Raw genomic sequence first — 14,357 nt, forward strand, 5'->3', positions numbered from 1 at the left:
AATGCTTATCAATAATAGGAAGCTAACTTTTGTCTGACGAAAAGTCAATTCGTTAGGGACCAAACGATTTTCTCGATGGGCATGCAAGCCCTTGATTCAGCTCGTTTATTGCCATCCGGCGGTGACTACATAAGCCAGATCCAGTCCGATGGCGGCTGCCCTCTCGGTACCTGATCACTAGAATGGCTTGCCGGCTCCGGGTGCTTCTTTGAAAATGAGAGTGATTATCTTACAACTGGAAGGCGTTCATGTTCAGCTTGTCGTCATTGTTTCGCATTCTCACCACCCTGGCTGTCGCCACCCTGGCGCTGGGCGGTACCGCCCAGGCGGCGGACTGGCCGCGAGAGCTCAGCGCCGATGGCAGCCAGGTGACCCTGCCCGCCAAGCCACAGCGCATCGTCTCCACCAGCGTCACCCTTACCGGTTCCCTGCTGGCCATCGGCGCCCCGGTGGTAGCCAGTGGCGCCACCTCGCCCAACAACAGATTCGCCGATGACCAGGGCTTCCTCCGCCAATGGGGCGAGGTCGCCAAGGAGCGCGACGTGAAGCGGCTGTACATCGGCGAAGCCAATGCCGAGGCAGTGGCCGCCGAGGCCCCTGATCTGATCCTGGTCAGCGCCGCCGGCAACGACTCGGCCCTGCGTCTGGTCGATCAACTAAAGGCCATCGCTCCGGTGCTGGTGGTGGGTTACGACAATCGCAGCTGGCAACAGGTGGTGGAGCTGCTGGGCCAGGCTACCGGTCGCGAGGACGCCGCCGCCAAGGTGGTCAACGACTTCGCCGGGCGCGTCACCGACCTCAAGGCGCGCCTGCAACTGCCGCCGCAACCGGTATCCGCTTTCGTCTACAGCCCGGCGACGCGCCAGGCCAATCTCTGGACCGCCGCCTCCTCCCAGGGTCAGTTGCTGGAAAGCCTGGGCTTCAAACTCGCCGCGCTGCCAGCCGGTCTCGCCACGGGCCACAGCCAGGGTCAGCGCCATGACATCCTGCAGCTGGCCGGCGAGAACGTCGCCACCGGTCTCAACGGCCAGACCTTCCTGCTGTTCGCCACGGACGCCAAGGAGGCCGAGGCGGTGCGCAGCAATCCACTGCTGGCACACCTGCCGGCGGTCAAGGAGAACCGCGTGGAGGCGCTGGGCGCCGAGACCTTCCGCCTCGATCCCTACAGCGCCAACCTGCTGCTGGATCGACTGGAAAAGCGCTACGCCAAGCCCTGAACCGGGCAATCGCGGAAAACGCTACGCCAGCTCTTGAGCCCTCCGTAGGGTGGACAACGGCGTAGCCTTGTCCGCCACTCCCTGCCGTGAACCCCAGTGGAAAACGCTGTGCGGTTTTCCACGCTACGCCAGGCGCACCGGAGCGGATCAGGCGCCGAGGCTTTCAGCCCGACGCAGACCGCTGGCCAGCGCCCAGCACAGGGCAGCCACCAGCATGGCGACCAGACCAAAGACGAACGCTGCCTGCGCCGGCAACATCAGGCTGGCCAGGCCGCCGAACAGCGCCGCGCCGATGGCCTCGCCACCGATGTTCTGCGCCGTCCACAGGGCATTGATCCGCCCCAGCAGGCGATCCGGGGTCAGGCGCTGGATCAGCGCGTACTGCACCAGCGAATTGAGGGCGCCCAGGTAGCCGAACAGTACCAGGCACAGCGCGGATAGCCAGAAGCCGGGTAACAGCGCGAAGACCGCTACCGCCAGAAAGGTGGCCACCGCGCTCATCAGCAGGGTACGCCCAGGGCGTGGCGCCTGGTTCAGTCGACCACTGGTGAGGGCGCCAAGGGCAGCGCCCAGGGGGGCGGCGGCATAGAGCCAGCCCAGGTGTCCGGTATCCAGCCCCCAGCTCTCCCCCAGCGCGGGATAGAGCACCCGCACCGCATTGGCCATGGTCACCAGGGCGCCGACCAGGGCCACGGCACCCAGTAGCCGGTTCTCGAACAGAAAGGCAATGCCGCCACCCAGGGCCTGCCAGGGCGATTCGCGCGGCTGCTCCGGCGGCGGCAGCGGCGGTAAGCGCAGCAGCACCAGCAGGGTGATCAGGGTACCGAAGGCCGTCAGCCCGTAATTCCAGACGACACCGCTCTGGGCGATCAGCAGCGTTCCCAGTGGCGGCGCGATGATGGCCGCCACCCGCACGCTGAGCATGTTCAAGGCGCCGGCCTGCACCATGGATTCCCGACCGACCAGGATCGGTGTCACCGCCAGCAGCGCGGTGACGCCCAAGGCGCCGAAGAAGCCATCCCACAGCGCCAGCAGGTAGATAGCCGTCAACGATGGCTCGGGCAGGCTGGCGTTGATGGCCAGGCCGATGAAGCCCAGGCCACAAATGGAGCGGGCGGCGAGGATCAGCCGGCGCCGCTCCAGGCGGTCGGCCAGCACCCCGCCCGTGAGCAGGCCAATGAACATGCCGATGCCGGCCATGCTCAGTGCCAGGCCTACCTTGAGCGGCGAGTCGGTCAGGGCCTGGACCTGGATGGGCACCGCCACGGCGAGCAGTCCGAGAGAGAGTACGGACACCAGACGGGCGATGAACAGGGTACGAAAGGCGGCGTGGGACCTGAGCAGGCCGAAGTCGAGCAGGAAGGACGTCTTGGACATGAATCACCGGAAAAACACAGGGGACGCTATCGAGCCGCCGAGGCAAGGCTGTTAGCATGTAATACAGACTATCATGTGTTAATACGCCTTGTTCTCATCCACTCCCTCTCCTGCCTGCCGTCGCGGATGATCATGCGCCGCTTCCTTATCCTCGGCTGTGCGGGTCTGTCGCTGCTCCTGGTGATGGCCGCGAGCCTGGCGCTCGGCTCCACCGCCATACCGCTGGCCGACGTCTGGCAGGCGCTGGGCCACGGCTGCAGCGATCCCGCCTGCCTCATCGTGCGCGAGGCGCGCCTGCCGCGAACGCTTGCGGGCCTGCTCGCCGGCGCGGCGCTGGGCGTGGCCGGCACCCTGATGCAGGCGCTGACGCGCAACCCGCTGGCCGACCCGGGCATCCTCGGCGTCAATGCCGGTGCCAGTTTTGCCGTGGTGCTGGGCATCGCCCTGTTCGGCGCCAGCGGTCCCGAGCATTACCTGGGCTATGCCTTCGGCGGCGCCCTGCTCGCCAGCCTGGTGGTGCTGCTGGCCGGCATCGCCGGTGGCGGCGGCTTCAACCCCATGCGCCTGGTGCTGGTGGGGGTGGCTCTAGGGGCCATGCTCGAAGGCGTCAGCTCCGGTATCGCCCTGCTCGATCCGCTGGTGTACGACCAACTGAGATTCTGGCAATTCGGCTCCCTGGACGTGCGCCAGTTCGAGCTGCTACGCAGTGCCAGCCTGCCGGTACTGGGGGGGGTGGCTATCGCCCTGCTGCTGGCTCCGGCACTGAATGCCCTGAGCTTGGGCACCGATCTGGCCGTAGCCCTCGGCACCCGGGTCCGCCAGACCCAACTGCTCGGCCTGCTGGCCATCACCCTGCTCTGCGGCGCGGCAGCCGCGGCAGTGGGTCCCATCGCCTTCGTTGGCCTGATGGTGCCGCATCTGGGCCGCTGGGCCATCGGCGAAGACCATCGCTGGCTGCTGCCCTTCGTCCTGCTATTCACCCCCAGCCTGCTGCTGACCGCCGACATCGTCGGTCGCCTGCTGGTGACCAATGAGCTGCGCGTCTCGGTGGTAACCGCCTTCCTCGGCGCACCGCTGCTGATCTGGCTGGCGCGCCGCCAGCGCCAGGGAGGTCGGGCATGAACCGCCCTGATCGCCTGCGCCTGCCCGGGGTGCTGCTCGCCCTGCTTGGCGGCGCCCTGCTGCTGGCGACGTTCGCCCTGGGCAGCGGCAGCCTGACCCTGAGTCCTTCCCAGGTACTGGCCGCCTTGTTCGGCGAGGCTCCGCGCGGCATCGAGCTGGTGGTCACCCAGTGGCGCCTGCCGCGGGTGGCCCTGGCGCTGCTGATCGGCGCCGCCCTGGGCCTGAGCGGCGCGCTGTTCCAGTCGCTGCTGCGCAATCCCCTGGGCAGCCCGGACATCATGGGCTTCAACACCGGCGCCTACAGCGGGGTGCTGGTCGCGCTGGTGCTGTTCCAGGCCAGCATCCTCTGGAGCACCACCGCCGCCCTGATCGGTGGCCTGGCCAGCGCCGCCCTGGTCTATGCCCTTACCTGGCGCGGCAGCGGCGTGGATACCCTGAGACTCATCATCGTCGGCATCGGCGTGCGCGCCCTGCTGATGGCGCTCAACACCTGGCTGATCGTGCATGCCTCCCTGGAAGCCGCCTTCAGCGCGGGCCTGTGGAGCGCCGGCTCACTCAACGGGGTGACCTGGGCCAAGGCCTGGCCGGCGGTGATCTTCATCCTGCTGGCAGGTGCGGCCAGCCTGGCGCTGAGTCGCCGGCTGTTCCTGCTGGAGATGGGCGACGACACCGCCTGCGCCCTGGGCGTCCCGGTGGAGCGCACCCGGCTGTCGCTGCTGGGCCTCGGCGTGGTGCTCACCGCTGCCGGCACCGCCGTGGCCGGGCCGATCTCCTTCGTCGCCCTGGCCGCGCCGCAGATCGCCCGCCGCCTGACCGGCACCCAGCGCCTGGCGCTGCCTGCCGCCGCCCTCACCGGCGCGGTCCTGTTGCTGGGCGCGGACCTCGTCGCCCAGCGCCTGTTCCTGCCCTATGTCCTGCCGGTGGGCCTGGTCACGGTGAGCCTGGGTGGGCTCTACCTGATCGGCCTGCTTATCTGGGAGTCCCGCCGCTCATGAACGACGCCCCTTGCTCGCGCCTGCACGCCGAGCGCCTGACCCTGGGCTATGGCCGCAAGCTGATCGCCGAGGACCTCTCACTGAGCATTCCCGATGGCGAACTGACGGTCATCATCGGTCCCAACGGCTGCGGCAAGTCGACCCTGCTGCGCACCCTGAGCCGGCTACTAGCGCCCAGCCAGGGCCAGGTCTGGCTGGACGGCCAGGCGATCCAGAGCTATCGCACCAAGGAGGTCGCGCGCCGCCTGGGCCTCCTGCCACAGAGCTCCCAGGCGCCAGGGGACATCTCGGTGCGCGACCTGGTAGCCCGCGGACGCTATCCGCACCAGACACTGTTCGGTGGCGTGCGCGCCGACGACGAGCGCGCGGTGACCCACGCCATGCAGGCCACCGGCGTCTTCGAACTGGCCGACCGGGCGGTGGACACCCTGTCCGGTGGCCAGCGCCAGCGGGTATGGATCGCCATGGCCCTGGCCCAGGAGACCCCGCTGCTGCTGCTCGACGAGCCCACCACCTGGCTCGACATCACCCACCAGATCGACCTCCTGGAGTTGCTGGAAGACCTCAACCGCCAGCAAGGCCATACCCTGGTGATGGTGCTGCACGACCTCAACCACGCCTGTCGCTACGCCACCCACCTGGTGGCCATGCGCGACGGCAAGGTGCTAGCCACCGGCCGCCCGCGCGACGTGGTCACCCCCGAATTGATCAAAGCGGTCTATGACCTGGACTGCCTGATCATCGACGACCCGGTGGCCGGGACGCCCATGGTAGTACCCCTGGCGCGGCGTTCGGGCGGCTAGAGCCCTTTCAGCGCCCGATTGAGCACCGGACCGATCTGCGCCAGCTGGGCCGGGGCGATGATGTCGACGTGGGCGCAGTCCACCTCGTGGGCCTGCAGGCGGGTGATCCAGGGCGCCCAGGTAGCCTTGACGTCCATTCCCACCGGCAGGGTGCGCCGGGCGACGAACATCAGCGCCTCGCCGTCGAAGCGAGCGCTGTGCGCCGTGGCCAGCAGGCGTACCGAGTCGGCGTAGTTGCCCTCGATGGTGGCGAACAACTCGGCCCCCTCGCCCAGCGCCGGATCGGCCAGCCCCTGCTGGGCGGCGAGGAAGGCCTCGCGCTCGCGGTTCACCTCGGCCAGCACCTCCGGGTCCAGCTCACGCTGGCCCTCGCGCTCCTGCCAGTTCTGGGTTTCCGGCGGGTAGGTGTCGAGCAGGCCCAGGAAGGCGACCTCCTCTCCGGCCGCCTGCAGTCGCGCCGCCAGCCCCTGGGCCAGGGTGCCGCCCAGGGAGTAGCCGAGCAGATGATAAGGCCCCTGCGGCTGCACCTCGCGCAGGGTGTCCAGGTGGCGCTGGATGACGGCGTCCAGATCGTCGCCCTGGGCCAGGGCGCCGTCCGGACGCGGTGATTGGATGCCGAGCAGCGACCAGCGCGGATCCAGATGCCGTTGCAGCACGCTGAATTGCCAGGCGAAGCCCGAGGCCGGATGGAAGCAGAACAAGGTGGGGCCGTCGCCCGGGCGCAGCGGCAGTAGGGTCTCGAAGCCGGCGCGGGTCTCGCGGGCGGCGTCCTGCTCCAGCTGCCGTGCCAGGCGGGCGACGCTGGAGGCCACCATGATCTGGCCGATGGACACCGGTTGCGCCAGGCGTCGCCGCAGGTTGGCCGCCAGGGTCATGGCCAGCAAAGAATGGCCGCCAAGGGCAAAGAAGTCGTCATCCGCGCCCACGATGGCGCAACCGAGCACCTCGGAGAAGGCCGCCGCCAGCTCGCTTTCCAGCCCCGGCGCCAGTGGTCGACTCGCGGCCCAGGCCACGCCCCGGGGCGCCGGCAGCGCCTTGCGATCCAGCTTGCCGGTGGCACCCAGGGGAAATTCCTCCAGCTCCACCAGGGCCACGGGCACCAGATGTGGCGGCAGCTGATCCGCGAGGCGGGCGCGCAGGCGCTCCAGGTCCAGCCGGGCGCCGGTCTGGGCAAGCAGATAGCCCACCAGTTGGCGGGCATCGCCCCCGGCGCCATTGGTCGCCTCGCCCAGCACTCGCGCATGGGTGACGGCCTGGGCGACGCCTGGCAGCGCGAGCAGGGCATGATCGATTTCCGCCAGTTCGATGCGCTGGCCACGGATCTTGACCTGGTCATCGCTACGGCCCAGGTAGTCGACTACGCCTTCGGGCAGCCAGCGGGCCACGTCGCCGGTGCGATAGAGGCGCTCGCCCTGTCCATCGGGCGCGGCGATGAAGCGTGCGGCGGTCAGGTCCGGGCGCCCCAGGTAGCCATCGGCAAGCTGCACCCCGCTCAGATAGAGCTCCCCCGCCACACCTGGCGGTACTGGCCGCAGGCGTTCGTCGAGGATATGCAGCCCGGTGTTCCACACCGGCTTGCCGATGGGCACGCTGCTGCCGGTGACGGCCGCCAGGGCAGCGCCATGGGCCGGATGGTAGGAAACGTCCACCGCCGCCTCGGTGGGGCCATAGAGATTGTGCAGGGGCGCGCCGACCCGGCGCTCCCAGGTGCGGGCCAGCTCGGTGGGCAGGGCCTCGCCGCTGCAGAAGACCTGGCGCAGGCTGGCGCAACGGGCAACGGCCGCGGGCTCGTCCAGGGCGGCGACGAAGGCCGCCAGCATCGAGGGCACGAAGTGCACCGTGGTCACCTGCTCCCGGGCGAACAGCTCCTGCAGCGCCTCGGGATCGCGGTGGGCCTCGGGCGGGGCCAGGTACAGGCGAGCCCCCACCAAGAGCGGCCAGAAGAACTCCCAGACCGAGACATCGAAGCTGCTTGGTGTCTTCTGCAAGACGGTGTCGCCAGCGCCGATCGGATAGCTGTCCTGCATCCACAGCAGGCGATTGACGATGGCGGCATGACCTACCACCACGCCCTTGGGCCGGCCCGTGGAACCGGAGGTGTAGAGCACATAGGCCGGATCGCTGGGCCGCGGCCCCTCGAACACCGGATCTCGATCAAGCACCTCCAGGGGCGCGTCGAGGATCTGCACCTGGCCCTCACCCAGCATCGGGAAGCGCCCGCGCTGGCTGGCATCGGTCACCAGCACCCGTGGTCTGGCGTCGTCGAGCATCAGTTGCAGGCGCTCGTCAGGATAGCCGCTATCGAGTGGCAAATAGGCGGCGCCCAGTTCGACGGTGGCCAGCAGCGCCAGGGACAGGAACACCGAGCGCGGCAGCGCCACCGCGACGATGTCGCCCCGCCCTACCCCGGCCGCGCTCAGGCGCTGGGCCAGGGCCAGCACCTGCTGGCGGGTCTCGGCATAGCTGAAGGCATACTGCAGATCGGCCAACGCCGGTGCCAGGGGGGTTCGCGCGGCCTGGTCGGCCAGCAGGGTCGCCAGGGTGGCCACTGGCAGCGGGCGTTCGGTGGCGTTGATTTCGGCCAGCCAACTGCGGTCCATCGGCGCCAGCAGGTCGGCATCGCCCAGAGGGAGCCCGGGCTTCCCGGCGAATTGCTCCGCCAGCAGCCCGAAGCGGTCGGCGTGGCCCTGCAGCAGGTCGGCGGCGTAGCGCTCGGCGTTGCCGAGCAGCTTGATGTCCAGGGCGCCGCTGGCCTCCAGGTAGAGGGCGATCTCCAGGTCGCGCACCGGCCCCGAGGCCAGTTCGTGGGTGATGCCCGGCACCCCGGCGAAATCCAGGGCGAAATCGAACAGCTTGAGGTTGATGACCGGCCCGGTCAGGGGCTCGGCATCGCCCGGCCGGCCGAGATCGCGGGCGATCTGCTCGGCGTCGTAGCGCTGGTGACGACGTACCTTCTTGAGCTCGGCGGCCAGCACCGCGGCCAGCTCCGGCAGCGTCTGGCCGTTGGCCGTGCGCACGCCCAGGGGCAGGACGTTGAGCGTCGCCCCACCCGACTTGAGCGCTACCGAGCCCATGCGCCGCATGAAGATGAAACCGGCGCTGAAGGCCGGCTGTCCGCTGAGGCGGGCGAACCAGGTGGCGGCCAGGGCCACCGCCAGATCGGCCGGCGTCACCCCTTGGGCCTTGCCATGCTCGGCCAACCTGGCGAATACCTCGGCAGGTACCCGGGCACGGGCTTCCACCACCCGCGGCGTGGGCACCTGCCCGGCCAGCCCCCCGGGCGCCAGGGACGCGGCCGGCGGCAGCGCAGCCCCCCGCTCGCGCCAGAAGGCTTCGTCGCGCTCGCGGACGGCCGACTGCTGATAGTCCTGGTATTCACGCACCACCTCGGCAAAGGAGACGAAGGGCGAGGCCTCGGCCGTCTCGCCCCGTACCGCGGCGCTGTACAGGGCGGCCACCCGCTTGGCCAGGGCGGCGAAGCCATAGCCATCGATCAGCAGATGGTGATAGCGCTGGTACCAGAACAGGTGATCGTCACCCAGCTGGTAAATCCGATTGAGCCACAGCGGACCACCGCTGGTGGCCCTCAGGTCGCCGTCGAGATCGGTGCGAATGGATGCCCGCGCCGTACCTTCCGGATCGGCTGCCCCGCGCAGGTCCAGCCACTCGGGTGTGGGGATGGCAGCGTCGGTATCTATCCACTGCACCAGCTCGCCCTCGCGTTCAGCGAAGTTGAGCCGCAGGCTGTCCAGCTCGCCCAGGCCCTGGACGATGGCCGCCACCAACGCCTCGGCCTTGAGCGGCCCGCGCAGTTCGACCAGATGGGCCACGGCGAAGGCATTGGCATGGGGCGACAGCTGATCGGCCAGCCAGATGCCGGGTTGGGCGGCGACCAGGGGCAGTTCGGAAAAGGCGCAAGGGGGCGTAGAGGACACAGGAACTCCAGTCAGGAAAGCAGAGAGGCGGCCGGGCGGATATCGCGCCAGTGGCTGGCCAGCCAATCGTCACAAGCCGCGCGCAGCGCGGGCCCGAACACCGGCTCCCAGCCGGCGGGAACGGTCATGGTCTCCGGCCAGAGGCTGCACTGGCCCCGGGCATTGCGCAGAATCAGCAGCACCCGCGCGGGATCGTCGAAGGGATTGAGAGCGTCCATCGGACCTCCTGGCATAGGGATTAGCGGTGGGCGTCGGCTGCGACCAGGGGTTGCCAGAGCCGGACCAGGCCATCGAGCAGGCCCCCGCGCCACCAGAGGGCATCATGGCCCCCATCGATCTCGCGATAGTCGAGGTCATGGCCCTGCTCGCGCAGGCGCTCGACCAGGGCACGGGAAGCTTCGAGGATGGCCGGTTCGCGCAGTCCCGCCTCGATGAACAGCCGCAAGGGATGCCTGCTCCCCTGCCCGCTTTCCAGCGCCTCGAACAGCCGTCCCGGCGCGCCGCGCTGCGGCCACCAGAAGGAGCCGGACTGGCTCAGGGCGCAACCGAAGCGCTCCGGCCAGTGCAGCGCCGCATAGAGCGCGGCCAATCCGCCAAAACTTTGCCCGGCGACGACAGTGGAGGCCGCTGACTGGGCATGGGGCGCCCAGTCGCGCACCTGAGGCAGCAACTCTTCCTGCACCGCCCGCCAGAACGCGGGATTGCAGGGCAGCTCGCTGCCGCGTAGGGCACGGTCACTGTTGTCGATCAGCAGATAGACCGCCTCCGGGAGCTGGCCGGCATCGGTGAGCTGCTGCAGCGGCGTGCCTATGGGCATTGCCTCCGCCCAGAACTGACCATCCAGCAGGATGGCCAGCGGTCGCTCCACAGGGGTGGTATTACCAGTCGTGAAGACCCAGACCGGGCGACTGTTACCCAACTGGAGGCTGTCCCACTGATACTGCTGCATTCTTGACGGGGCAGCCGGAGACAGACTGCGGTCATCGAAGGACGCCCAGGCTGGCTGCACTGGTGCGTCTGGCAGATGCACGCCAGATACCGCCAGTCCTCGGCCACCCTGCCAGGCGCGGCGGGGATTGAGCCGATCGGCCTGGGCCAGGGGAAAGACGCTGCGCCACCACAGACGGATACCCTGGAGGTCAGGCTGGGACTCGTCTTCGAAAGCAGCCGGCTCCCCGGTAGGGATGAGGCAGTAGCTGCCACGCCAGCCTCCGTCCAGCTCGGTCTCCCAGGCCCAGACATCGGTGCCTGGCAGACGCCGCAGGCTCTGCGGCAGGCCCGGTTGATGGTGGTCGGTGACCCCGGTGATATTGAGCCAGACCCGCTGGGTACTGGAGCGCTCGGCCAAACCCTCGGGATCGCGCCAGACAAAGGTCAGGCGATAGCGCCCACCCACGGTGGGTTCGATCAGCGGCGTGCCGCGGCAGGCGACGGCCTGCCACCAGGACTCGCTGCCCACATCGTCCCGCTGGAAGAGTGAATCTTTCATCGCATCTCAGTGCATCGTGGAAGAGATCTTCATGGCCTGCATCGCGCCGACCCGACCCGAGCCTGGCCCGGTCGGCTTGGACCTCAGAAGTCGTAACGCGCCCCGACCATCACGCTGCGCGAGGGGCCCTGGAAGTTGAAGGTGGAGACCGAACCTACGCGCGACCAGTATTCCTTGTCGAGGAGGTTGTTCACGTCCAGGGTCGCGGTGAGCTGCTTGGTGACCGGATAGGAGAACTTGGCATCCACCGTGGCATAGCCGGGGGCGGACACGGTGACTCCAGAGGTCTGGTTGGTCTGGGAGAAATCGCTCATCGCGGTCACCCCGCCGCCGATGCTCAGACCGGTCAGCGGGCCACCCGCCAGGGTGTACTTGGTCCACAGCGAGGCCATGTGCTTGGGCATGGCTTCGAACAGGGTATTGCCATCACCGCTGAGGTTTTGGGTATCCATGTAGGTGTAGCCAGCAAGCATTTCCCACTGCTCGGTGAGCTTGCCGCTGACCTCGATCTCGGCACCCTTCACCCGCGTCTTGCCGGAGCTGTCGGAATAGGTGGTGATGGCCACGCCGTTGGCGTCGAAAGGCCGGGCTGCCCGGTTCTCGTCGGTCAGCTGGAAGATCGACAGCCGTGCGTTCATGTCGCCGTTGAAGTAGCTGCCCTTGATCCCGACCTCGTACTGATCACCCTCGCGCGGATCCAACGCCTTGCCCTGGGCGTCCAGCTCGCTCTGCGGCTTGTAGACCTTGGAATAGCTGGCATAGAGGGAGTGATAGTCGTCCAGGTCGTAGACGGTTCCCAGATAGGGGGTAACGAAGCCACTGTGCTTCTGGCTTTCACCCGCCTCGGCGCCGTTGGCCAAGGTGGTGGTGTAGGCCTCGCCCTTGTACCAGGAGACGCGTGCGCCGCCGATCAGCGCCAGGCGCTCGATGGGCCGGAAGGTGACCTTGGAATAAAGACCGAACTCGCGATCCTCGCCACTGAAATCGGTCTGATAGGCACGGGCCGGCTTGGCGAAGCGGGTCGGCGAATAGCTGTTCACATTGACCGTACCCAGGACGCTGTTGCCGTTCTGGTAGTCGGTGTCGTAGTGCTTGTAGTCCGTCCCGACGACGAATTCGCTGACCTGCCCCAGCGCCTCGAACGGCTGGCTGTAGCTGGCGTCGAGGGAGTAGGCATCCTGCTCGAAGTCCCGGGTACTGGCGCGAATGCTCGTGTTGCCGTTGGCCTGCACCGCCCCGCCGGTGAAGGCATAGAGGTAATCCGCCTCCCGGTGCGAGGCCCGGGCGGCGATCCGCCCATAGCCGCCGTTATCGAACCTGTGGGTCAGCTCGAAGATGCCGTCGGTGGTCTTGCCATCGAAGTAGTTCCAATCCGCCCCTAGGAAGCGCGACTGGCTGAAGTCCAGCAGATTGCCCTGGGCGTCGGTGGGATAGCCATTGTGCGGGGTGAGGTTCTTGACCTGATGGATCAGGCCGAAGGAAAGCTGGGTGGCGTCCGACAGATCGATGTCCAGGTCGCCGTAGTAGCTCTGGTCGGTGTTGGCGTTGTAGTCCACCTCGCCATTGCTGTCGGCACGCGAGGCGACGAAACGACCGCGAACGTTCTTGCTCGCGGTGAGCGGGCCGGCCAGGTCGATTTCCTGGTAGTTGGTGTCCCAGGAGCCGTAGCGCCCGGTGATATGGCCCTGAAAATCCTCGGTGCCGCGCTTGCGCACCATGTTGACGATACCGCCCAGCTCGCTGGTGCTGTTGAACAGCCCCGAGGGGCCACGCATGATCTCGACCCGGTCGAAGGGCGACAGGATGGGCACGGTGCCGAAGATGCTGGTCATGGGCGCCGGCAGCCCGTCGACGTTGTATTCGTCGTATTCGTAACCACGCGAATAGATGGAGGAACGCCCGCTGTCGTTGGTGAGCACCCGCAGTCCGGCGGTGGACTTGGCCAGCTCGTCCAGGGTGTTGAAGTTGCGATCCTTGATGTACTCGCTGGTGTAGGAGGTGATCGACTGGGGAATGTCGCGCAGTGCCGCCGGCGTCTTGGTGCCCACGGTCGCCGAATCCACGGTATAGCCACCGGTCTGCTCCGAGGGCGCCATGTCATAGAGGCGATTGCCTTCGATGGTCAGGGTGTCCAGTTCCATGGCGCTCTGCTCCGCGACCGAGGCAGCGAGCACCGTCAGGGGAAAGGGAATCAGGGCGCCGATCAGGAGTAGCTGACGAAGCGCTCCACGTGGTTGGCGGACGGGCTGGCAGAGGGTTCCTTGGGTGTTCATGGTGATCCTTGTGACCGTGGCGTTGCAGCCGACGCCGTGCACTTGAAGGCTGCTCTTCGCGGCATCGCGCGAGGGCCAGCACTTTAAATGATAAAAACTCTCATTATCAAATGTTACGTTAAGCAATAGTCGTTTGCATCGCAGCGCACAGGCAGCCGTGATCCGCGCCCAGAGGCCGGGGCGGAATCAGGAAGAAGACTAGGAACGTATCGAGCGGACCAGATCGGTCCGGCGGGAAGGGGTCAGGCGACGTCCCCAAAGGGCACGCCGCAGCCGACTGGTGGCGCGTTAGAGGCCGGAAACCGCGGGCGTCTTGGCGGCCACCTGGCCAATCACCGGGCTGGGCAGCCGGCAGACGATCTCGCCGATGGCATTCATCCGTGCGAGGCCACCGTCACCCTTGCAGGCGTGGTAGTCGGCAAGGTGTTCGGAAGGCGAATTGCGCAGCCCCTGATCGACCGCGACTACCAGGGCGATGATGCCCAGGCCCAGAGCAACGATTTCGAGCGTGCTGCGGGTACGATACCAATGGATCGGTCGCGAAAGGCTCATGGTGGCTCCAGGAAGGGGGACGAGCGTCGGCTGCAGGGCTTCCTACTCTAATCGCCCTGCCATGAATGTAAACAGCCATTACTCGGTGGAGGCCTGAGCGTCGCGGTTCACCTGCTGGCGCTTACACCGGCGCTTGGTGGAGACAACCCTGCGCCCAATCGCCCTGCCCTATTGGACAAGCTAAAGCGCGGGCTTTCAGACCCGGGCATCCTTGGGCAGAAAGGCGCGATCAAGCTCTGCGCCACGGTCATCCGGCGCCCAGCCGATCTGCCTGCTCGCTACCCAGGAGCTCAGACCGGCAGTCGCCTCTCCTCAGGGATTTTCCTTGGCAGGGGTCTTGATGTAGCCGGGTACCGCGGAATCCGGCGGCGTATGGCGCCCTTCGGTAGCCGCAGCCCCATTGGCCTGGGCGCGATCCTCCGCCGCCTTGGCCTGCTCCTGGGAGGCACGGTCGACCTTGCCCTCGGCGGCCTTTTCCTGGGCATGCTGGGCATGCGTCTGGGCGTCCCGGGCATGGTCTTCGGAGGTCTTGTCACAGGCCGCCAGGGTGACGGAGCGGACCAGTACGAGGGACGACAACAGAGCTTTCGACAT

The 14,357-nt window shown here is 67.6% G+C and carries 11 protein-coding genes; 4 read left to right on the top strand and 7 right to left on the bottom strand.

Features of this window, described 5'->3' with window-relative positions:
• Positions 1–248 precede the first annotated feature (248 nt).
• Entirely contained in the window at positions 249–1,217 is a 969-nt protein-coding gene (gene fepB / locus PJ259_RS07705; protein WP_271655350.1) for a Fe2+-enterobactin ABC transporter substrate-binding protein, read from the top strand.
• A gap of 147 nt (positions 1,218–1,364) precedes the next feature.
• Here the strand turns inward: fepB and entS are convergent, their stop codons facing one another.
• A complete protein-coding gene (gene entS, locus PJ259_RS07710; RefSeq protein ID WP_271655351.1) occupies positions 1,365–2,594 on the bottom strand; it encodes an enterobactin transporter EntS in 1,230 nt (409 codons plus the stop codon).
• A 126-nt stretch (positions 2,595–2,720) separates the two neighbouring features.
• Between entS and fepD the strand changes: the two genes are divergently transcribed.
• Genes fepD through PJ259_RS07725 form a run of 3 tightly spaced genes read left to right on the top strand, consistent with a single transcriptional unit; the run spans position 2,721 to position 5,514 of the window.
• Positions 2,721–3,716, top strand: a complete 996-nt coding sequence (fepD, locus tag PJ259_RS07715; protein ID WP_271655352.1) for a Fe(3+)-siderophore ABC transporter permease — start codon at positions 2,721–2,723, stop codon at positions 3,714–3,716.
• Positions 3,713–4,711 (top strand): iron-enterobactin ABC transporter permease, encoded by a 999-nt coding sequence (fepG, locus tag PJ259_RS07720; RefSeq protein WP_271655353.1) that lies wholly within the window; start codon positions 3,713–3,715, stop codon positions 4,709–4,711. The genes fepD and fepG overlap by 4 nt, the downstream gene beginning before the upstream one ends.
• Positions 4,708–5,514 (top strand): ATP-binding cassette domain-containing protein, encoded by an 807-nt coding sequence (locus PJ259_RS07725; RefSeq protein WP_271655354.1) that lies wholly within the window; start codon positions 4,708–4,710, stop codon positions 5,512–5,514. The genes fepG and PJ259_RS07725 overlap by 4 nt, the downstream gene beginning before the upstream one ends.
• Here the strand turns inward: PJ259_RS07725 and PJ259_RS07730 are convergent.
• From PJ259_RS07730 to PJ259_RS07755, 6 genes are all read right to left on the bottom strand, one after another.
• Positions 5,511–9,449, bottom strand: coding sequence for an enterobactin synthase subunit F (locus tag PJ259_RS07730; protein WP_271655355.1), 3,939 nt, complete (start codon positions 9,447–9,449; stop codon positions 5,511–5,513). The genes PJ259_RS07725 and PJ259_RS07730 overlap by 4 nt on opposite strands.
• Before the next feature lie 11 nt (positions 9,450–9,460).
• Positions 9,461–9,667 (bottom strand): MbtH family protein, encoded by a 207-nt coding sequence (locus tag PJ259_RS07735; protein WP_271655356.1) that lies wholly within the window; start codon positions 9,665–9,667, stop codon positions 9,461–9,463.
• 20 nt (positions 9,668–9,687) lie between these two features.
• The gene (gene fes, locus PJ259_RS07740; protein WP_271655357.1) at positions 9,688–10,938 is read right to left on the bottom strand and encodes an enterochelin esterase; all 1,251 of its coding nucleotides are present in this window, start codon (positions 10,936–10,938) and stop codon (positions 9,688–9,690) included.
• 83 nt (positions 10,939–11,021) lie between these two features.
• Positions 11,022–13,211, bottom strand: coding sequence for a TonB-dependent siderophore receptor (locus tag PJ259_RS07745; RefSeq protein WP_271655358.1), 2,190 nt, complete (start codon positions 13,209–13,211; stop codon positions 11,022–11,024).
• A gap of 288 nt (positions 13,212–13,499) precedes the next feature.
• Positions 13,500–13,763, bottom strand: coding sequence for a hypothetical protein (locus PJ259_RS07750; RefSeq protein WP_059315476.1), 264 nt, complete (start codon positions 13,761–13,763; stop codon positions 13,500–13,502).
• A gap of 312 nt (positions 13,764–14,075) precedes the next feature.
• Entirely contained in the window at positions 14,076–14,357 is a 282-nt protein-coding gene (locus PJ259_RS07755; protein ID WP_271655359.1) for a hypothetical protein, read from the bottom strand.

The organism is Pseudomonas sp. JBR1, assembly GCF_028198185.1.
Taxonomy (GTDB): domain Bacteria; phylum Pseudomonadota; class Gammaproteobacteria; order Pseudomonadales; family Pseudomonadaceae; genus Chryseomonas; species Chryseomonas oryzihabitans_E.